The sequence below is a fragment of the Paenibacillus sp. NPDC058367 genome (assembly GCF_042723305.1).
Lineage (GTDB): Bacteria > Bacillota > Bacilli > Paenibacillales > Paenibacillaceae > Paenibacillus_AQ.
Window position 1 is genome coordinate 154,518 of the sequence record NZ_JBHXIZ010000008.1, and the last position, 18,745, is coordinate 173,262.

Here is an 18,745-nt window from a genome sequence, read left to right on the forward strand (position 1 = left end):
ATATTTTCCATATTTAATTAACGACAGGAAATTACAAGGTTTATGTAATGTATACTATATAAGCTATAATGGTAGGCAGCTACAGCTTAAACATCTATGAAAGGGGGCCATTCACATCACTGATTGGAACCTTCAGCCGCTTATAGACGGTATTACTGACCTAGAAATTCGCAGTTGTCTAATCGTTCAACATGGAAAACCTATACTGGAGCATTATCGTGAGCCTGAAATCGCTAAAGAGCTAGGTAAAATTAACTCATGCACCAAAAGCGTGCTCGCCGCCTTAGTCAGCATAGCCATAGATAAACAAATCGTTCCGCCACCTGATACACCTATTTCTCTATTTTTCCCTTTATTAAAAGAGGATCAAGATCAACGAAAAAGAGAAATCACTATCCGTCACTTATTAACAATGACAGCAGGCTTTAACTGGACAGAATTTGGGGGGCAAAATTCCTTTCCGACTATGACTAGAACCGCAGACTGGATAAAGTTTGTGCTCGCCCAGCCGCTATCTCATACGCCAGGCACTGAGATGAACTATAACTCCGGCTGCTCCCAGATTTTATCCGCTATCCTGCGTGAATGTTCTGGACAAGACGTTGCAGCATTTGCTGAAGATCAGCTATTTCAGCCGCTTGGCATCGAAAGCTATCGCTGGGACAGTGATCCACAAGGCATACATACTGGTGGGTTTGGCCTTTATATGATGCCTGAGGATATGCTGAAATTTGGTCTCCTTTATTTGCAAGAAGGGCGCTGGAAGGATCAACAGCTCATTCATTCGGGTACTGTTCAGAAGTCCACTCGCCCCTATGTCGCAGCCACGCTACCACAGAAGGGCTTCTACGGATGGCACTGGTGGGTATCATCATTCAATGCAGGTACGGAGCAGCAGCCAAAGGAGATCCCTTATTATTTTGCGCTTGGCTTCATGGGCCAGCATATTATTGTGGTTCCATCCTATGAGCTGGTTGCAGTCATTACTGCGGATAAATACAAGAAAGGCTCACCAGCTAATGTGTTCGGCCGATTTATCGTGCCAGCGCTTCTTGGGCAATAACGACAGGGGGATACCGCACACTCCCATTATGAAAGAAGGAAGCCGGGTTGCAATGACCCGGCTTCCTTCTTCAATTTATTCAGCTTCGATACAACGAAGCTCAAGTCGTTAATTTTGCATACACAGCAAAAAATAACACCATTTCTCCAATGATCAGGTAATTGGGTATAAGGAACAACAAATCTACTGCGAAAAAAACTCCAAGTATACCTAATAATAACGCCAAATGAAATATCCCTAACCGTTGCTGTATACGTCTATATTTATGGAAGACCAGTGAGGTAGAGAAGAAGTAGAGCAGGACCGATCCAAAAATAAAACATACCATAAATGTGTAATTTAATTGTTCTAAAAATAGCAGTTGGATTGAAGCTGCAATCATGCTTAAGGATACATAAATAAATAAATGCCCATAAATTATAGTTTGCCCGGCAGTCTCTATGGTTTTGTCCACTTTCTTTTCAACATTATCAAAGTATTGCCACCACATAGCTATAATTAATAGAAAAGTTAATAATGCAAATAAAATAGATTGCCACGTCCAGTGGCTAGACTGTAAGACTGCAAGTATACTGACCACTGATTCGCCAAGTAGAATGAGGGTAAACAACGAGAAACGTTCTAATAAATGATGAGTGTTTATCGGGCTTTTCACCAAGTATCTCCGACCGATTAATGGAAGCAAAATGTCTATAGTAATTCCCGTATACAAAACTACATAACGTATCCAAGAGTCAAAGAAAAGTGATAAAGCAGAGATCACTAATCCAATCCAAAAACGACTTCCCAGGTAACGGGCAGTGTCCTTTCTATCAGCTGCTTCATTCTTATTTACCGTAAGATATTGAATGGCAGTCATAGCTCTTAAGCCAACATAACCGATTAGAAATGGCATATAGTATTGATCAAAGTTAACCGATAAGCTGGCCGTCATTATTAATACAAAAAATAATTGTAGAATCAGAAATATTCGGTGTGAAAAGATGTCCCGTCCAAACCGATTTACAAAAAGAGATTGTCCCACCCAGGCCCACCAGATCGGAATGAATATTAAGATAAATTTAGATAAATATTCAAGTGGAATTGTACCCGCTTCTACATGCAACAAGACATGACTCGCTTTTGAAACTGCAGCTACAAAAAGCAGATCATAAAATAGTTCCAGCCAGGTAACTTTCTTCTCAGCAAAGGATGCTGTGCTGTGCTCAAATCCCGATGTGCGCTTATTCATCGTTTTACTCCCTTAGTTTGGATGTGTATCTCTATTACAGTTTATCGAATACTTATCCATCTTAACCGAATTGACGTACTAATTTGAAGACCCTTTATTTCCACTCAAAAATCACATAAAAAAGCTCCCCCTTGCCTAAAATCGACAAAGGAAAGCTATAGTTAAATCTTCAACTATATTTAATTCCGCCACTTCATAAACTTGTAATCAAGATAATCAACAAGTAAGAAGAGGACAAATCCCACCAAGCTGAACAGCATAATTCCCGCATACATCTCCGGATAATCCAGTCTTAACCAAGCATCCATAATGAAGAAGCCCATGCCATGCTCAGTTCCATAAATCTCCGTGAAAAAGAGTACAGATATCGCTGTTCCCAGTGAAATACGAATCGTACTCAGAATGACCGACAGTGCACCTGGCAGTGTCACATGCCAGAATTTCTGCACTGTACTTGCCCCTATACTCGTTAAGACATCATAGGTATTCTCAGGAATAGCCTTCACACCATCCCTAACGGAGATAATAATCTGGAACAAGAGAATCAGCATGATCATTAAGATTTTGGACGTTTCACCAAGTCCGAAGAATAGCATCACAACGGGAAGCAGGGCGATTTTGGGAACAGGATAGGTCAAGTAGACCACAGGGTCAAGCAGCTTATTCCAGGTCAGCGAACGTCCCATCAGAAGACCAATGAGCAGTCCAATGATTAATGCTAGCACTACACCTGCAAAAATTCTGAACAAGCTATACCCTACATTTAAAGCAATCTCCTGACCACCTAAGTGAAACATAGCGTTATATACCGCGAATGGACTCGGCAAAATCGAATGATTCATAAGCAAATAGGCAATATACCAAACCACATTCATACAAAAGAACACAAACAACAGTCTTATTATGTGATGAATCCGATTTTTTCTCACCATATCTCCTGCATTACCTTTCTGATTCGCTTAGTCTGCTCAAAGAAATCTACACTGTCCCGCTTATCCTCATGCTTCATCTGAAACACTAATTGATTATCGATCATTTCCGGAGCTTCTTTTTTATTAGACGGCATAACAATAATTTTCTGCCCCAGCAGAATAGCTTCTTCCACATCATGGGTAACAAATAAGGTAGTCGCCGGATGCGCTAACCAGTTATCCAAAAAGAGAATCTGTAGCGTTTCCCTAGTAATCGCATCCAGTGCGGAGAATGGCTCGTCCAGCAGTAAAATAGTGGGCAAAATGGCGAACGCTCTGGCGATTGCCACTCTTTGCTGCTGTCCTCCACTAAGAGAAAGAGGATAACGATCAGCTAAATCAGAGATTCCCATCGATGACAGCCACTGATTAATCTGATTCTCCCGTTCTTGCTTGGAAGTGCTCGCAGTATGCGAGATTTTCATCGCGATTTGAATATTATCATGTACAGTCTTCCATGGAAGAAGCCCGTAGTTTTGCGGTACCAGGCCGATCAGAGTTTCTTTATCATGCACGGATTTTTCATTAAAAAGAATTTGCCCCATATAGCTTGGCAGCAAGCCCGCAATCGCCCGTAATAAAGTTGATTTTCCGCTGCCAGAGGGTCCGATGATCGTGTAAATCCCATGTTCCGGTAAAGATAGATCCATCTTTCCTAAGGCCAGTTGACCTGTCTTGTACTCTACTTTAAGACCCTTAATGACGAGTCCCTTATTTTTTGAATTGGACATCAGAAATCACATCTTCAGCCGAGATATTTTTGCTAAGCAAACCTTTTTCCCGTGCCCATGCAAATGCGGCTTCTACTTCTTTCACATCCACTTGATTGGCAGGGACATAATCAGGTACCTTGATCTCATCTTTCAACGTTTCTGGATAACCAACTTCTTTGATCACAAGATCGATATATTCGGATTGATCATGAGATTTCATATACGCTACAGCCTCGTCATAAGCAGCATACATGTTGCGAATCGCATCTGCCTTAGCATCAATAGCGGTTTGTGGGAAAGCCAGTACAAATGGATTCACTCCCGCTGTATGCGTGGAGCTAAGCACGCGCAAACCTGAAGCTTTACCCATAGTTACAAATGGTTCAGGTAAAATAGCTGCATCCGCCTTATTGTTCTTAAGCAATTCTAAACGGGTAGGGATTTGTGGAACCTCAGTTACCGTAATATCATCTTCCGTTAAACCCGCTTGTTTCAGCATCATTGCCACAGTATATTGTGTGGAGGTATTTTTGGACAAAATCACGGTTTTTCCTTTCAGATCCTTCACATCTTGGATGGCGTCATTCCCAGTCAATAAATCGAATTCACCAAAAGTTGTGCTAGTAATCTTCACATCCAGCCCGGCTTCATTGTAGATAGAAATTGCAACCAAATCAGCACTGATCCCCTCTAACTTGCCTGCTTGAAAGGCGACATCACGGTCTTTTGCACTCTTGAACGTTTGGATATCTAGGTTCACTCCATGCTTCTTATCAAAACCTTGCTCATGAGCAATTACAAAAGGAATCGCATCAATCGAAGGCAGTAAGCCAAGCGACAAAGTAACAGCTTCTTTTGAGTCCTCTGCTGCGTTACCCTCTGTCGATGCTGTATTCGTGTTATTCTTTGAACCACAACCTACTGCAAGTACAGCGACGACAACGACCATCATCGACAACATCAACATTCTTTTTAATGCTTTTTTCTTCATAAAACTCTCCTACCTCCATTAATCTTTCTATAGTAGACATGCCCCTATTCTTTGCAATCTGCAAAAGAGCATGCAAAAAGCCCTTAAGCTGTTCCAGAACGCTTCAGGTAGTGTAATTTTACATCAGTCATCACAGCTTGTATATTCATAAATTTAAATAGTTATATTTATCACATACTAAGATGCAAAAAATCCGAATCAGCCCACAGAGAATCTCTCTGTAAGCTGAGCTTTCAGACATATCCTAGTCTAAGGACATATGTTGCTTCAGAATCTTCAGTCCAGTGTCCAGCTCATCCAATGAGGATGATGACGATAAGGCTACACGTACATACTTGTCCGGTGTGCTGGCACCACTAAGAAACCAATCGGAATGGTATATTCGAACGCCTTGTTGTAACAGTTCTGACTCCAGTTCAGCGGCTGTACGGTATCCTGATAAGGGAATCCATTTAAAAAAACTTAAGGGGTGCCCTTCTGCTGCTGTTTGTGGAAAATATGTCGAAAATAGCTTGTTCGCAGCTTGGACCAGTTCTTTTTTATATGCGACAATCTCAGCAGCACTACCCGATACAATAAGCTCAGAAATAATCTCGGCATCTAGGGAGGATGTCTTCACATTAATATTGAAAATAGCCCGCTCAATTCTCTCTTTGAATTTCTCTCCAAATACGATATAAGCGATCCTAAGTCCAGAGCAAATAGATTTTGTCGTACTGCTAATATAGATGGTCTGATCAGGAAGCAATGAGTACATCGGTTGTTTGTATTCTTCTAAATGACCTGCCGTTAAGAACGCATGAATATCATCTTCTATGAGCAGCAAGTTATGTTTCTGGATAACGTTAGCAATATCACGCTTCCGCCCATCAGTCATCATAACGGTTGTAGGATTCGTACAAGAAGGCATCAGGAATATACCACGTATATCCAGCAGCTGGCACTGGTTATCCAGCACTTGCGGTAGCATTCCAGAGGCATCGCCTGGAATTGGAACAAGCTGAATACGATACATTCGGGCAAGCTCAATAAAATTAGAATAGGTGAATACATCAACGGCAATCCGTTGTCCAGGTTCGAAGAGAGCAAATAACGTAATGACCAACGCATTCAGGCCACCGGATGCAATTGCGATGTTATTGATATTTGCCTGTATTCCAAATGCTTGCATCCATGATAGGCCTGCCAGTTTATGATGTGGCATTCCTGTAGGATCATTGTAATTTAATAGTTCCTCTATATTGCCTCTATGCATAACCCTTCTTGCGACCTGAGCTACGATCGAGTTACTCTGCTCAAACGAAGCAACTAGCCCCAGATCAATACAGTCATGAGAAATTTTGTCCTTCGATATTGCTATCGAGCGCGTTGCATTCGTTGCCACAAAGGTACCACTTCCTGTAATAGCATAGATGAGTCCTTTAGCTTCGCATAGCTTATAAGCGCGTGTAATTGTTGTGAAATTAACATCTAAAAAATCCGCTAGCTCACGTTGAGGGGGAAGCTTCGTTCCGGGTACCAAAAGACCGCTAGCTATATCTTGTTCAAGCAATGAGGCTATGGAATGATAGATCGGACGCTTCAGCGTATGTCTGTCAGGTCGCCACGACATCGGGTAATTAACAAAAGAATTGATCGGCATATTGTCCTCCCACAAAATTGTAATCCATACAATTATACCGTTGATTGTATGGATTCGCACTGCTACAATGACATGGACATAAGCTAAGGGGTTGTAAGTAACATGCGTAACAATAACAAACTTTATGTAGCATTCCGCACCGCGGCTCCCGCTACCTTTCCCATTCTTGCCGCTTTTTTATTCTTGGGGATCGCCTACGGAATTTACATGAATGTATCAGGGTTTCATGTGATCTATACCTTTCTAATGAGCTCGCTTATTTATGCTGGATCGATGGAATTTCTAACGGTTCACTTGTTATTAGGTGCTTATCATCCATTAAGTGCATTATTGTTTGCTTTAATGGTTAATGCACGACATCTATTTTATGGCATATCTATGCTGGAGAAGTTTAAAGGTACGGGGCTGAAGAAGCTTTATTTGATTTTTGGTCTCTGTGATGAATCATTCACCATCAATTATTCCGCGAAGATCCCTGAAGGAGTGGATCGCGGTTGGTATATGTTCTTCGTCACGCTGCTAAATCATTGCTATTGGGTCGTAGGCGCTTGTATCGGGGGAGTATTCGGATCGATTTTTCACATGAATATGGAAGGTCTCGAATTTGTGATGACAGCACTATTCGTTGTTATCTTTATTGAGCAATGGAAGAGTGGATCGACCCATAGAAGTGCTCTAGTAGGCGTTGTTATCTCCATACTGTGCCTTATCATATTTGGACGTGACAGCTTTATGATCCCCGCAATGATCCTGATTATTGCAGCACTTACGATCACTCGTAAACAACAGGAACCGGTAGGTGAAACCGCATGACGATGTCTACTTTTCAGCAGATCATTACAATTGCCATGGTTGTGCTAGGCACGATGATGACACGTTTTATTCCGTTCATTATTTTCCCACCGGGACGTCCAACCCCAAAGTACATTCAATACCTAGGTAGAGTTCTTCCATCAGCAACGATTGGACTCCTTGTTATTTATAGCCTAAAGAACACTAACGTATTGTCCGGTAATCACGGATTACCGGAGCTAATATCCGTCGCAATCGTCGCGTTGCTTCATCTCTGGCGAAGAAATATGCTATTATCCATAGCATTCGGTACAATCGCTTATATGGTATTGATTCAGATATAAGAAATTTATGTAGGTCTTATCAACCGCACATATAACTACAATTATAACATTCACTTCCATTATATATCGATCATTCAAGACTACGATAATCCGCAAGAAGCTTGGAGCGGCTACAAAAAACTACACAAGCTTCATCCGACGCGTGAGTTGTATGTATTTCATACGAGCAGAAACGACGTTGAGGTTATAGAAGAATTTTTTTTAGGAGTGCGGCAACCGTCTTTGATACCGATGCATTAGCTGTAATAGGCATCCATATTGATTTTATTAATGGACGAGCAAAACGAATGTATGGGGTTGGGGGGACTAGCGAAATTTGCTATGAGCAGCAGATTCCTGACATACTCATTGAACATATTACTTTGACTGATTTACCAATTCAGCTTGGTTCGATACAAGAGCCTTATGGCTTTGATGGAATTGTTGGTATTGATTTTATGATAAGAGCTAAATGCAAGGTTGATTTTGACACCATGAATATCGATCTTAAACACTAAACCAAGCGATGACATCCATCAGTGGACAGCAATCGCTTGGTTTAGTTTTCCTCTACAACAAAAAACCTCCCCACACCCGTAAAGGTGGAGAAGGTATAAATGCGTCACTTTTAGCTCCCCAAGCCTAATCAGCTCGACAACCGCTTGTGAACGGCCTTTAACTTTTAATTTCTGCATTATGTTGGAGATGTGATTGAGCATGGTTTTCTTGCTAATGAATCATTGACCCGCGATATCACGAGTCGTTTTAACTACACCTCATAGTTCACTACATAATTCTGCAGCTCTGTATTGTAAAAGCCTACACTATACTCAGTTACCTTGCCCAGCTCATCATAAGAATAACGAGTTCGCTTCAGCAAGGGACACTTCTTATCAAGGAGCAATATCTCCTCTACATCAGGCGGAGGAACGGCAACGGAAAATTCATCACGCAGTTTCTCTAAGGAAACGCTCCGCTCTTCAAGCAGTTCATACAAGGACTGGGCATTTAAGTCCAGTAGATCCAAATCATCCATACCATTTACTAAATAATGCGTGTAATGAACGTATGGAATATCATTGAGACTATATATGCGTTCCAAGCGTATACAACGTTCGCCGAATAAACGAAAGGCTTCGCTTTCGACTTCATTATATACTCGCTCCGCCTTCAGCCATTGCTTCCGAATTTGGTGCCCTTCATCCACTAGAATTTCCGTGAATTTTTTCCACTTGGACAGCTTGGATGATGAGGTATTACGGATCACCTTCGTCCCCTTGCCGCTCCCCTTTTCCAGAAATCCTTCTTGGACGAGCTCCTGAATGGCACCGCGTACAGTGATCTTGCTGACATTGAATTCCTGCTCTAGCTGAGGCTCGGAAGGAATATTCAATCCAATAGGATAGACTCCGTGTAGAATCCGATCCTTTATAATATTTGCAATTTGCATATATAAGGGCTTATCTTTTCGGGACAAACTCAAGAGGTTCACTACCTTTCTACATCGCCTACGGATAGAGTCATAGCTCGAAGTATATCCGCTTCTGAAGCCATGGGAGTGTCGCCCTCGACAGTATGGGCTAACATACTAGCAGCAGCGGCAAACCGTACTGTCTGCTCAGGTGTAAATCCTGTTAGCTCGCCATGCACAATTCCGCTCGTATAGGCATCTCCAGCCCCTATTCTATCATAGACGAGAAATCTCAGCGTATCCGAAAAGAAGAAGCTCTGATTCTTATAAAGAAACCCACGCAGTGAATGTGAGTTGTCGCCATGAATACTGCGATGGGTGCCTGCGATCACCGAGATATCGTAATGCTTCGCAACTGCTGGAATCAGTTCGATCAGCTGCTCTTCACGTTCAGCTTGTTCAGTGCTGATCCCCAAGATAAAGATTGCGTCCTTCTCATTCATCATTACGATATCGGCCAGCTGCAGCATCTCCTCGTAATGCGGCTTCGCTTGTGAATAGCCTTCCGGTCCCCACAAGGACGGACGATAGTTGCAATCAAAGATCACAGTCCCACCCTGCTGCTTGACAGCTCTAGCCAAGGATTTCATATGATGACGTACACTATCGTTCATAGCCAGCGTAATGCCGCAGAAATGGATCACATCCAGACTTCGCGCAATCTCTTCATAATTATAAGTTTCCTCAGGAGCCGTATTGAAGCTACTCTCCAGACGATTGCTGTAAGTTACCTTGCTTGGACGTGCACCAAATCCGTTCTCCAAGAAATACAAGCCCAGATATTCTCCTCCTCGTATAACGAGGCTAGAAGAGATGCCCAGCTTCCGCAAATACGCGGCGGCGGCCTCTCCCAAGGAAGTAGTCGGCAAACGGGAAATCAAATAACCTTCATGCCCGAAGCGTGCCAGTGCAGCGCTGACATTAACCCCGGTACCAGAGAATGAATAGTTTAAGCTGTTTCCCTGGGATAGCAGCTGAACTCCCGGCACCTGCAGACGCATCATCACTTCTCCGAATGCCCCGATTCGTTTAGGCATATTTATCTGTCAGCCTCTTCATAATTCCAAGCAAATCACGCACATCCTGGGTCCGGGTCTGGCCCGATTCTTTATCGATAATGGATGAGTAGACATGCGGAATCACTTGTGGCACCCCTGCTTCAAGCGCAATCTCCAGAATAGCCTCGAAATTGTCCATATCAATTCCACCGGTTGGTTCGAGTGCGAACCCTACCTCAGCACAGGCCTTAGCGACAGAGCGGTATTCCTCTTCACGGCTTAATCCCTCCATCGGGAAATATTTCAGTGCATTACCACCCATATCCCGAACAAGCGCAATTGCCGATGCTATAGGTACAATCGCCGCTTCACTCTGCGCAGCGCTGAAGACTCCTGTAGAAATATTCACATAACCAGCGTGACCAGAAGGGGCGATCATGCTGTTGATCCAACTGTCTTTCCCACCAAGATTAGCGCGTGTAGCTCCAACCACCGGGAATGCCTGGTTAATATGACTACCCGGATAATGCTTAGCAATCTCGGCCACAATTGCCGCTTGGCGATTATCTCCTGCACCTAGGCCAATGGATACCGCATCTTCAATCTCTTGACCATATTGCTTCATGGCTGTTACGGCTTCTTCTACCGACTTATAATCCTTAGAGAGCACACCGACCAGCACATATCCTTCCGCCGCTTCATAAATCTCTTTAGCATTAGCGATATCTTTAGCGAGTACATTTAATGCGGTGCGGCCCTTATAAAAACGTTGTGAAATCGTCATCTTATTGTCCCCCTATTAATTTATGAATGCTGTCTACAATCACGTGCAGATCATCCCCCAGAAGCGGCCGTGGATCAATATCGAAATATCCCTGCTTCACTCCATAATCGCGGGTATAGATCGCAATTTCGCCTTGCTGCAACCCCTCTACCAATTCTTTCGCCGTAATTCCGGCCTGCTGTGGATCAACCTGAACCCGGCCGCGATAGATGGCACGGCCCGCCTCGTCCTGCACAATGGTTACACGAATTCCCGGAAGATCATTCAACACCATCAATCCCTGCAAAGACGCTTTCTCGGTGTCACTCTTGTCTTCCTTGACCATGTATTCCTCTAATGCTTGCAGCAGACCAAAGGAAGTTTCTTTACCAACCTTCATACTGCGTCCTATTCCATACAATTGGACCTTAACCCATTCCACATAATTACGTTTGCCGGCGATAATACCGGATGTAGGCCCTTCAATAGCTTTAGAACCACTATAAATTGCCAGGTCAGAGTATTTCACATATTTACAGAGGTCTTCTTCCGCTGCGGCATCTACGATTAGTGGAATGCCCCTACGGTTTGCGATCTCCCATGCTTCTTCGACGGATAACATATTTTTCTGAACTGCATGGTGGGACTTTACGTACAGAATGGCAGCCGTCTGCTCACAAATGGCATCCTCTATATGCTCGGCCCGGCCTTCATTCGCATAACCGACCTCAATTAGTTTCCCACCACCTAGATAGACCATCGTTTCCACAGGAGCTCCGTACTGTACATTATGCCCCTTCAGAATGATGATTTCATTGCGTGGAATGGCTTCTTGGTGCAAACGTTCACTGCGGCGCCGATTGCCTTGGGTCACTAGCGCCGCAACGGACAATGCAATACCGCTGGAGGCTGAGTTAACGATAAGCGCTGCTTCAGCGCCGAGAATTCGTGCCGTGTAATCTCCGGCTTTATCCACCAGATCCGCTATTTCCACATAACTCTGTCCGCCTTGCTTCATAGCCTCCATCACTGTGTCAGACGGAGCCGACACCCCCAGGATACTCATTCTGCCGCTTGCATTGATTACGCGTTTAAGCCCGTATTTCGCATTTAATGAATTCCCCACCTATAACCACTCCTTTTGCATGGATTACTTTATCCGTCATTCTTTCTTCTCCTTCAGAATCCACAAGCACTGCAGACTTATGCTGCAGGGTGAAGAGAGTCAAGTTTGCAGGATCTCCCACCTGAATTCGGCCCAGCTCCGGCCTGCCCAGCCATTCCGCCGCATTGGAAGTAACCGCTGCCACAATCTCATCCAGAGCATAGCCCAAACATAGAAACTTGGAAAGTACATTAGATATGCTAAAGACTGGTCCCTTCATTCGGTTCACTCGATAGATATCCGTGCTAATCGTATTCAGTCCAATACCATTACGTTTAGCAGCCTCAGCTACCTTAAAAGAGAAGCTTGCTGTTCCATGTCCCACATCGAGATGAACTCCCCGTTCAATGGCCTCAGTCAGTACCTGAAGCGGCTGACCATCCGCAGCAAACAAATTATTCTCTTTTCCGTTGAGATAATGGGTCACGATATCCTTACGCTGCAAAAGGGGCATAACCTCTCTGATATCTGGCGGTGCTGAACCGATATGTACCATTAACGGCAACCCCGTCTCCATTGAAAGGCTTCGTGCGATATGCAGTGGTTCAATCCCGCTGGCACCCACAACGCTTTTGCTGATCCTAGCCTTTAATCCCACGATTATCTCCCCGTAGGTTCGGATGGATTGCAGGATCTTCTCCTTATCAATCCATTCCAAGTTGGACAATTCATCAATTCTTAGCAGTCCGATCCGCGAGATATTTAAGAAAGCCAGCACATTCGTCTTAGCCTGAGACGCGTCCAGAGCCAGATCACCTATCCGATCCGCCCCGCAGCTACCAGCATCGACTAGGGTGGTCACCCCTTGCCGGACACCGATCTCATCGATCTCGTCACCATACGGATCAAATTCGCGAAAGGCATGCACATGCATATCGATCCAGCCACTGGATACGTACGCGCCTGAACCTTCCCACTCCTGCCCCCCATGCGCCTCACCTGCCGGGGTGATCTCAGCGATCTTGCCATTTTCGATTACAATGTCGATCTCTTCTCCGCTTACTCGTTTCACCTGACGGAGCACGTATCTTTCATCCATTGTTCTCACCTTTTTCCATATAACATTATAATGTTTAAAATACCACGAATAGTGCATTAAGTAAATATAACGTTATAATGTTTATATATAAAAACTAAATCACCTTGTCGGATTAATAGGCATTTATTAGTTTGAATTTATAGCTTACGGAGCACTTGTTGTATTTTCCGCAGGGATTTTCAGTGGTTTGGCGAGTAAGAACTCTAGTGTTGGTGGAGGATTTTGCTTAGGTAGAACGTGTTACAGGGAAAACCTCCCTATAAATTAGATCACAGCTGTTATCTGAACAGGTTATACGGAATTTCTCCCTGTATATTTGCCAATTTCAATTAAAAACAGCCAGTTCAGCTGAATTATAGGGAACAATTCCCTATATTCTATCGATATGACCTTATATTATAGAATTACAAGGAGTTTTTCCCTATAATTCTAGTGTTTTGACCCTGATATAGAGAAATAGAAAGCTGCACATCCCTTGGCAGACGATGACCATGTATTTCCACGAATCCATGAAAGTGATCTTTTTTCATTGTATAATCTCCTATGCAATAAAAAAGATGACTCCTTATGATTTCAGAAGTCATCTGCTTAGATTCTATGAACTTAATAACCCTACATGTATCTTAATAACAGCCTTCTTAATCTTCATGCCCGGTTGACCCATACCAGGTCTGTGTACATCATACGGGAAAAAGACTGCGAACATCCCCGGCTTCAAAGTTAACAAAATTTCATCGGATGACGCAGGATAAAGCGCATAATCTGCTTCGGCATCGTAAGGCTTAGTAGCCTCGATCCCTTCTTGCAAAGGGGACCAACCGATCGTTTCTTCACCTTCGATCAGATAATGCACATCAATATAAGCCTCATGCTTTTCAGCAACCTGTTCCTCTAGCGACTTCGCCTCAAGCGCCATAATCGAAACGTATATCTCGTTACCGCGAATCTCGATTCGCCCGAGATCAGGTTCGTGTTGTAAGATGACTTTCAATTCCTCAATAGTCTCTACAATGACTGAATTCTCGTATCTGCTATGCTCTTCCCAAGATGACAATGAACCTAAGATCATAATGTCTGATTCTCCCCACATCTCAATTATCTTACAGAGGTTGTTCAAAAAGTCCGCTTTTGATCACGAAGTAGCCCAAGAAGCTTACTCGACATCGAATATTGAATTCAGGCGAAACTTCCGGTGCTCACGTAGCTTCCACTACGCTCCGCTCCTCAGTTTCTACCTTCATCCAATCTTCTCGGTGCTGAAAACCATACTTTTTGAACTCGCACTTATAGGAGCTTCTCACTAACTGCTGCAGCTGTTGTTTCTTTATTGATAATGGACTGCTCACTAGTCTTTTTGAAATATTCCACATATAAAATATCCAGCAGATAGAGCTGTGAGATCTTAGCAGATAATGAACCGCCCTGCAGAGGACCCTCATTAGCACCACAAAGTAAGGTAAGATCCGAATACGACGTTAAAGGTGACTTTTCAAATCTCGTAATGGACACCACCTTAGCGCCTCGTTCCTTCGCCTTTCTTGCAACCTCGATACTATCTTTAGTTGAACCGGAGTAAGAAATGATTACAGCTACATCTCGGTTAGACATTAGCGCCGCAGACATCATCTGAAGATGTGAATCCATCAAACACTCCGTTTTGTTTGTAATGCGCATAAATTTAATTTTGGCTTCCATCGCCGTGATTAATGAAGAGCCTACGCCGAAAAATGATACTCGTTCCGCGTTTATCATATAATCAATAGCTTCATTGATCTTCTGTATATCAATTAAATTATAGGTCTCGTTCAGTGCACTTACATTTGTGGTCAGCACTTTGGAAGCCACAGCTTCAGTAGTATCGTCCATTAGAATTTGATCCGTAAGCTGCGGGATCTCATTCTCTACAGTGATACTATGAGCGAGTGCAATCTTGAACTCTTGATACCCTTTATAACTTAAAGATTTGCAAAATCGAAAAATACTTGATTCACCTACATCGCACGCATCTGCAAGATCAGTAATTGACATATAGACAACACTTCTCGTGTTCTCCAGGACGTAGTCCGCTACCTTCTTCTCCGTATTCGTCAAATTATTGTACTTGGAATGTATAGAAGAAAAAATACTGATTGTTCGCAAATAAGCCCCTCCTTTACAATGATTTAATGTGCGAATAAAGAGGAAGCGCCAAGCAAGCCTGCCTTATTCCCAAGTGAGGCCTTAACAATTCTTACACCCGCAAAACTCTCCATAATTAAAGACTTCGTCCGTTCCTCTACCCTTTGAACTAAATCTTCTTGTTCCATAACACCGCCCCCAATAATTATAGCGGATGGATTGAAAATATGAATAATTGAGGCTAAACCCGCGGACACCTCAGTTACCCATGAATCCAAGATCTGTTTCAGAGCTTCGTCCCCTTTGTGAATTTTATCAAAAAGGACTTTTCCGTCTGTACATTCGGGATCTGCTTGCTGAGTCATCTTGACTAAAGCAGTGGTTGAAGCATACTTCTCATAAAAAGGCAGTCCCTCCACCGCATCTGACAATGGATGTGTCAGGATATGACCAAATTCGGCCGCCACCCCATCTGCTCCTTTATAGATTTGGCGGTTCAATACAATGGCACCACCAATGCCCGTGCCAAACGTCAAGCATAAGAAATTGTTAAAGTTCTGGGCAGCACCATAATAAGCCTCGCCTAATGCTGCTGAATTCACATCGTTCTCTACCATAACAGGTTTATGAAAATGATTAGTTACAATTTCCTTAATCTTCATCCCTGTATATCTAGGTATATTTTCGTTAGCATAGACTATAATTCCTTCTTCAGCATTGACTTGACCGGCCGTACTTATAGCAATGGCATCAAAATCATCATTTTCTGCAATTTTATCAAGCAATCTTGAGATTACATGCGGCCCTCCCAAGTGGCTCTCAGTTGCATACTCCTTAAAGTTATGAACATTCCCAAGTTTATCGCATATACACATCTTGGTATTGGTACCACCAATATCTACAGCGAGAATTCTCATCCTTATCTACCCTCTCCGGCAATCTACTGAATAGCGTCTACAAACCTTTTGGTAATCTCCATTGGTCTTGTAATCGCTGAGCCGACTACTGCTGAAAAAACACCTAGATCAAACATTTTCTTCAGTTCTTCAGGAGTGGAAACACCGCCTTCAGCTATCACAGGCACAGAGAAGTTGCTTACGATTTGTTTAACTAGCTCGAAATCTGGAAGTGACCGCTCTTTGGTATATTCTGTATATCCGCTTAAGGTGGTTCCCACAAGATCAAACCCCAGCTCAACGGCTTTAGCAGCTTCTTCAAATGTAGAGCAATCTGCCATAAACAGTTGATCTTTATAGGTCTCTCTTATGTGAGGAAATAGTTCTGAGATGGTTGATCCATCCGGACGAGTCCGGTCTGTCGCATCCATAGCAATGATATCTACCCCTTCGCGGTAAAGCTCATCTACTTCCTTCAGGGTTGGTGTAATGAACACTTCAGAACCTTCATATACCCTTTTGATGATCCCAATGATAGGTAGATCCACTGTTTTCTTAATTTCTTGAATATCCGCTACGCTATTTGCCCGAATACCTGAAGCACCACCCAAGTATGCTGCATAAGCCATTCTTCCCATTATAAACGGACTATGCAGCGGTTCTTCGGGTAAGGCTTGACTGGAGACGACTAGTTTATGTTTTATCTTTTTAAGTACATTATTTTCAGTATTCATCAGTAACCCACTCCACATTTTTATTTATTCTTTGACTGCTCCTGCTGTAATTCCATTGGTGAAGAAACGTTGGAATAACATGAACACTAGCAACATCGGAATTGCAGCAATGGTGGCTCCGGCCATTTTATATGCGAAATTAGGATTCAGATCCTGCATTAAGGTTGCAGTACCAACCATTAATGTTTTCATTTTGTTCTCTTGGCCTATAACCAGCTGCCACAAATAATCATTCCAGACTTGCACGAAATTCAGAATAAATAAGGCTCCAATACCAGGTTTAATAATAGGCACCATGATGCGAGTAAAGATTCTCCATTCATTTGCACCATCTATTCTTCCGGCTTCTCTTAAAGCGTTAGGGGTTAAATCGAAGAATCCTTTTAATAGGAAGACTCCAAATGCACCCGCGACGTTCGGCCAAATCATACCGTTATACGAATTCACCATTCCAAATTGCTGTGTAATCCGGAATAAAGGCACGATCATAATTTCCTTAGGAATCATCAAGCTCGATATGAAAATAATGAAGATGATATCTTTACCTTTGAAATTGATCTTTGAGAATGCATAGGCAGCCATAGCGCCTACAATAATAACGATAATCGTAGATACACCTGAGACATAAATACTATTGAACGTCCATCTCAAAGCCGGTTGGTTCTGAAACACATCCACATAGTTGGAGAATGTGATCGATTTAGGCCACCAGTCTGGAGGCATCTTCACAACATCTGAACTGTTCTTAAGCGAACTAGTGAATAACCAATACAATGGAAAAAGATTAAGGAGCGCGAAGAGGACAATGATCACATTCGATATCACATCAAACTTCTCTCTCTTCTTCTTATTTCTTATTTTCGACATGTTGTATTCCCCCTCACTTCACCTTAATCATGCTTCGTAGCTGAGGCACAGATAATAACAATGTAATCACGAACATGATAACGCCTACCGCAGAAGCTACGCCGAGTTGGTTGTACTTAAAGGCATTATTATAGAGGTAGTACATCAAGGTTACCGATGAGTTGTTCGGTCCGCCGCCGGTTAATAACTGGATGACTACAAATATTTTTAGAACAGCAATAATATTGATAATCGTAATATAGGTCGTTGTTGGTCCTACAGAAGGAATGAGGATCTTCGAAATTACTTGCCATCTGCTTGCACCGTCGATTTCTGCTGCTTCAAAAAGCTCTTTAGATACACCAATCATCGAAGCAATATACAGAATAATGGCTTGGCCCACGTTAGTCGCGAAGGTCACAAAGATCACTACTGGCAAAACTGTCTTTGGATTTCCTAGAAGATTGATCGTCCCAAGACCCATATCTTTATATATAAAAGAAATAAGTCCATTAGCAGGATTCAGCAGGAAACTCCAAACCATACTCATTACAACCATGGATACCATGACCGGGATATAATAGCTCCCTCTTATAAAGGAAACGTACTTAGCGTTCTTATCAAATACAGCCGAGGCTACAAATAATGCAAAGCCCACTGTAAGTAGGACGATAAAGACTACGAATATAATCGTATTGAAGATCGCCTTGAAGAATACCGGATCATTAAACAATGTGGTGTAATTAGCCAGACCCACAAACTTCTCACTATCATAATTAATTTGGTATAAACTCAGGCGCATCCCTTCTAAGATCGGATAGACAAGAAAGGCTAAGAATACTATCATCTGAGGTAAAATAAACAGATAACCTGTAATATTCTCTTTTAGGTAATTACTACGTAGTTTCATATCGTTTACCTTTCTAATTAACAGCCCTTGGAGCCACTTCAGACTCTAAAGGCTGTTAATCGTTTATTGTTTACCTGTT

The 18,745-nt window shown here is 42.8% G+C and carries 20 protein-coding genes and 1 pseudogene; 4 read left to right on the plus strand and 17 right to left on the minus strand.

The genetic code is table 11. The annotated features are described in order from the left end of the window. Positions 1–115: 115 nt before the first annotated feature. Positions 116–1,063, plus strand: a complete 948-nt coding sequence (locus ACFWMP_RS28665) for a serine hydrolase domain-containing protein (protein ID WP_379425724.1) — start codon at positions 116–118, stop codon at positions 1,061–1,063. 100 nt (positions 1,064–1,163) lie between these two features. Here the strand turns inward: ACFWMP_RS28665 and ACFWMP_RS28670 are convergent, their stop codons facing one another. The 5 genes from ACFWMP_RS28670 to ACFWMP_RS28690 all read right to left on the minus strand — a co-directional run bounded on the left by ACFWMP_RS28670 (position 1,164) and on the right by ACFWMP_RS28690 (position 6,611). Further along, on the minus strand, positions 1,164–2,294 hold the full coding sequence (locus ACFWMP_RS28670; protein ID WP_379425671.1) for a low temperature requirement protein A: 1,131 nt from the start codon (positions 2,292–2,294) through the stop codon (positions 1,164–1,166). A 179-nt stretch (positions 2,295–2,473) separates the two neighbouring features. Next, complete coding sequence (locus ACFWMP_RS28675) at positions 2,474–3,169, minus strand: ABC transporter permease (protein ID WP_231573342.1); 696 nt, start codon at positions 3,167–3,169, stop codon at positions 2,474–2,476. Between the two features lie 50 nt (positions 3,170–3,219). Then, the gene (locus ACFWMP_RS28680) at positions 3,220–3,996 is read right to left on the minus strand and encodes an ABC transporter ATP-binding protein (protein WP_341129076.1); all 777 of its coding nucleotides are present in this window, start codon (positions 3,994–3,996) and stop codon (positions 3,220–3,222) included. Further along, positions 3,977–4,969 (minus strand): ABC transporter substrate-binding protein, encoded by a 993-nt coding sequence (locus tag ACFWMP_RS28685; RefSeq protein ID WP_339798340.1) that lies wholly within the window; start codon positions 4,967–4,969, stop codon positions 3,977–3,979. Before ACFWMP_RS28685 ends, ACFWMP_RS28680 begins: the two co-directional genes overlap by 20 nt. Positions 4,970–5,213: 244 nt before the next feature. Then, positions 5,214–6,611, minus strand: coding sequence for an aminotransferase-like domain-containing protein (locus ACFWMP_RS28690; protein WP_379425674.1), 1,398 nt, complete (start codon positions 6,609–6,611; stop codon positions 5,214–5,216). A 102-nt stretch (positions 6,612–6,713) separates the two neighbouring features. On the opposite strand from ACFWMP_RS28690, the gene ACFWMP_RS28695 reads away from it, so the two are divergent. From ACFWMP_RS28695 to ACFWMP_RS28705, 3 genes are all read left to right on the plus strand, one after another. Next, positions 6,714–7,424, plus strand: a complete 711-nt coding sequence (locus ACFWMP_RS28695) for an AzlC family ABC transporter permease (RefSeq protein WP_042191353.1) — start codon at positions 6,714–6,716, stop codon at positions 7,422–7,424. Further along, entirely contained in the window at positions 7,421–7,747 is a 327-nt protein-coding gene (locus ACFWMP_RS28700; RefSeq protein ID WP_042191355.1) for a branched-chain amino acid transporter permease, read from the plus strand. The genes ACFWMP_RS28695 and ACFWMP_RS28700 overlap by 4 nt, the downstream gene beginning before the upstream one ends. Before the next feature lie 287 nt (positions 7,748–8,034). Further along, positions 8,035–8,244, plus strand: coding sequence for a hypothetical protein (locus ACFWMP_RS28705; protein ID WP_081951193.1), 210 nt, complete (start codon positions 8,035–8,037; stop codon positions 8,242–8,244). Positions 8,245–8,349: 105 nt separating this feature from the next. Here the strand turns inward: ACFWMP_RS28705 and ACFWMP_RS28710 are convergent. The 12 genes and pseudogenes from ACFWMP_RS28710 to ACFWMP_RS28765 all read right to left on the minus strand — a co-directional run. Next, a pseudogene (locus ACFWMP_RS28710) lies at positions 8,350–8,493 on the minus strand (LuxR C-terminal-related transcriptional regulator); the annotation flags it as partial. A 2-nt stretch (positions 8,494–8,495) separates the two neighbouring features. Further along, positions 8,496–9,209 carry a GntR family transcriptional regulator gene (locus tag ACFWMP_RS28715; protein ID WP_076286037.1) on the minus strand — a complete coding sequence of 238 codons (714 nt, stop codon included), beginning with the start codon at positions 9,207–9,209 and terminating at the stop codon, positions 8,496–8,498. Between the two features lie 8 nt (positions 9,210–9,217). Next, positions 9,218–10,234: a sugar kinase gene (locus ACFWMP_RS28720; RefSeq protein ID WP_042191359.1), complete on the minus strand. Its 1,017-nt coding sequence runs from the start codon at positions 10,232–10,234 to the stop codon at positions 9,218–9,220. Next, the gene (gene dagF / locus ACFWMP_RS28725) at positions 10,227–10,979 is read right to left on the minus strand and encodes a 2-dehydro-3-deoxy-phosphogluconate aldolase (protein WP_379425678.1); all 753 of its coding nucleotides are present in this window, start codon (positions 10,977–10,979) and stop codon (positions 10,227–10,229) included. Before dagF ends, ACFWMP_RS28720 begins: the two co-directional genes overlap by 8 nt. A 1-nt stretch (position 10,980) precedes the next feature. Then, positions 10,981–12,084, minus strand: coding sequence for a DgaE family pyridoxal phosphate-dependent ammonia lyase (locus ACFWMP_RS28730; protein ID WP_081951195.1), 1,104 nt, complete (start codon positions 12,082–12,084; stop codon positions 10,981–10,983). Further along, on the minus strand, positions 12,050–13,162 hold the full coding sequence (locus tag ACFWMP_RS28735; RefSeq protein ID WP_340972654.1) for an amidohydrolase/deacetylase family metallohydrolase: 1,113 nt from the start codon (positions 13,160–13,162) through the stop codon (positions 12,050–12,052). The genes ACFWMP_RS28730 and ACFWMP_RS28735 overlap by 35 nt, the downstream gene beginning before the upstream one ends. A 595-nt stretch (positions 13,163–13,757) precedes the next feature. Continuing rightward, positions 13,758–14,231: a NanQ anomerase/TabA/YiaL family protein gene (locus tag ACFWMP_RS28740; protein WP_379425681.1), complete on the minus strand. Its 474-nt coding sequence runs from the start codon at positions 14,229–14,231 to the stop codon at positions 13,758–13,760. Positions 14,232–14,446: 215 nt separating this feature from the next. Continuing rightward, positions 14,447–15,301 carry a MurR/RpiR family transcriptional regulator gene (locus ACFWMP_RS28745; RefSeq protein ID WP_076300453.1) on the minus strand — a complete coding sequence of 285 codons (855 nt, stop codon included), beginning with the start codon at positions 15,299–15,301 and terminating at the stop codon, positions 14,447–14,449. A 23-nt stretch (positions 15,302–15,324) separates the two neighbouring features. Beyond that, the gene (locus ACFWMP_RS28750) at positions 15,325–16,197 is read right to left on the minus strand and encodes an ROK family protein (protein WP_379425683.1); all 873 of its coding nucleotides are present in this window, start codon (positions 16,195–16,197) and stop codon (positions 15,325–15,327) included. Between the two features lie 23 nt (positions 16,198–16,220). Continuing rightward, positions 16,221–16,910: an N-acetylmannosamine-6-phosphate 2-epimerase gene (locus tag ACFWMP_RS28755; protein ID WP_042191372.1), complete on the minus strand. Its 690-nt coding sequence runs from the start codon at positions 16,908–16,910 to the stop codon at positions 16,221–16,223. 24 nt (positions 16,911–16,934) lie between these two features. Next, on the minus strand, positions 16,935–17,777 hold the full coding sequence (locus tag ACFWMP_RS28760; RefSeq protein ID WP_081390001.1) for a carbohydrate ABC transporter permease: 843 nt from the start codon (positions 17,775–17,777) through the stop codon (positions 16,935–16,937). Between the two features lie 13 nt (positions 17,778–17,790). Further along, entirely contained in the window at positions 17,791–18,666 is an 876-nt protein-coding gene (locus tag ACFWMP_RS28765; protein ID WP_042191374.1) for a carbohydrate ABC transporter permease, read from the minus strand. Positions 18,667–18,745: the final 79 nt, after the last annotated feature.

What these genes read in the sequence shown, in the direction of transcription:
- ACFWMP_RS28670 (WP_379425671.1), bottom strand. Translation starts at nt 2,294, where the DNA reads ATGAATAAGCGCACATCGGGATTTGAGCACAGCACAGCATCCTTTGCT.
- ACFWMP_RS28675 (WP_231573342.1), bottom strand. Translation starts at nt 3,169, where the DNA reads ATGAATGTGGTTTGGTATATTGCCTATTTGCTTATGAATCATTCGATT.
- ACFWMP_RS28680 (WP_341129076.1), bottom strand. Translation starts at nt 3,996, where the DNA reads ATGTCCAATTCAAAAAATAAGGGACTCGTCATTAAGGGTCTTAAAGTA.
- ACFWMP_RS28685 (WP_339798340.1), bottom strand. Translation starts at nt 4,969, where the DNA reads ATGAAGAAAAAAGCATTAAAAAGAATGTTGATGTTGTCGATGATGGTC.
- ACFWMP_RS28690 (WP_379425674.1), bottom strand. Translation starts at nt 6,611, where the DNA reads ATGCCGATCAATTCTTTTGTTAATTACCCGATGTCGTGGCGACCTGAC.
- ACFWMP_RS28695 (WP_042191353.1), top strand. Translation starts at nt 6,714, where the DNA reads ATGCGTAACAATAACAAACTTTATGTAGCATTCCGCACCGCGGCTCCC.
- ACFWMP_RS28700 (WP_042191355.1), top strand. Translation starts at nt 7,421, where the DNA reads ATGACGATGTCTACTTTTCAGCAGATCATTACAATTGCCATGGTTGTG.
- ACFWMP_RS28705 (WP_081951193.1), top strand. Translation starts at nt 8,035, where the DNA reads ATGTATGGGGTTGGGGGGACTAGCGAAATTTGCTATGAGCAGCAGATT.
- ACFWMP_RS28720 (WP_042191359.1), bottom strand. Translation starts at nt 10,234, where the DNA reads ATGCCTAAACGAATCGGGGCATTCGGAGAAGTGATGATGCGTCTGCAG.
- dagF (WP_379425678.1), bottom strand. Translation starts at nt 10,979, where the DNA reads ATGACGATTTCACAACGTTTTTATAAGGGCCGCACCGCATTAAATGTA.
- ACFWMP_RS28735 (WP_340972654.1), bottom strand. Translation starts at nt 13,162, where the DNA reads ATGGATGAAAGATACGTGCTCCGTCAGGTGAAACGAGTAAGCGGAGAA.
- ACFWMP_RS28740 (WP_379425681.1), bottom strand. Translation starts at nt 14,231, where the DNA reads ATGATCTTAGGTTCATTGTCATCTTGGGAAGAGCATAGCAGATACGAG.
- ACFWMP_RS28750 (WP_379425683.1), bottom strand. Translation starts at nt 16,197, where the DNA reads ATGAGAATTCTCGCTGTAGATATTGGTGGTACCAATACCAAGATGTGT.
- ACFWMP_RS28755 (WP_042191372.1), bottom strand. Translation starts at nt 16,910, where the DNA reads ATGAATACTGAAAATAATGTACTTAAAAAGATAAAACATAAACTAGTC.
- ACFWMP_RS28760 (WP_081390001.1), bottom strand. Translation starts at nt 17,777, where the DNA reads ATGTCGAAAATAAGAAATAAGAAGAAGAGAGAGAAGTTTGATGTGATA.
- ACFWMP_RS28765 (WP_042191374.1), bottom strand. Translation starts at nt 18,666, where the DNA reads ATGAAACTACGTAGTAATTACCTAAAAGAGAATATTACAGGTTATCTG.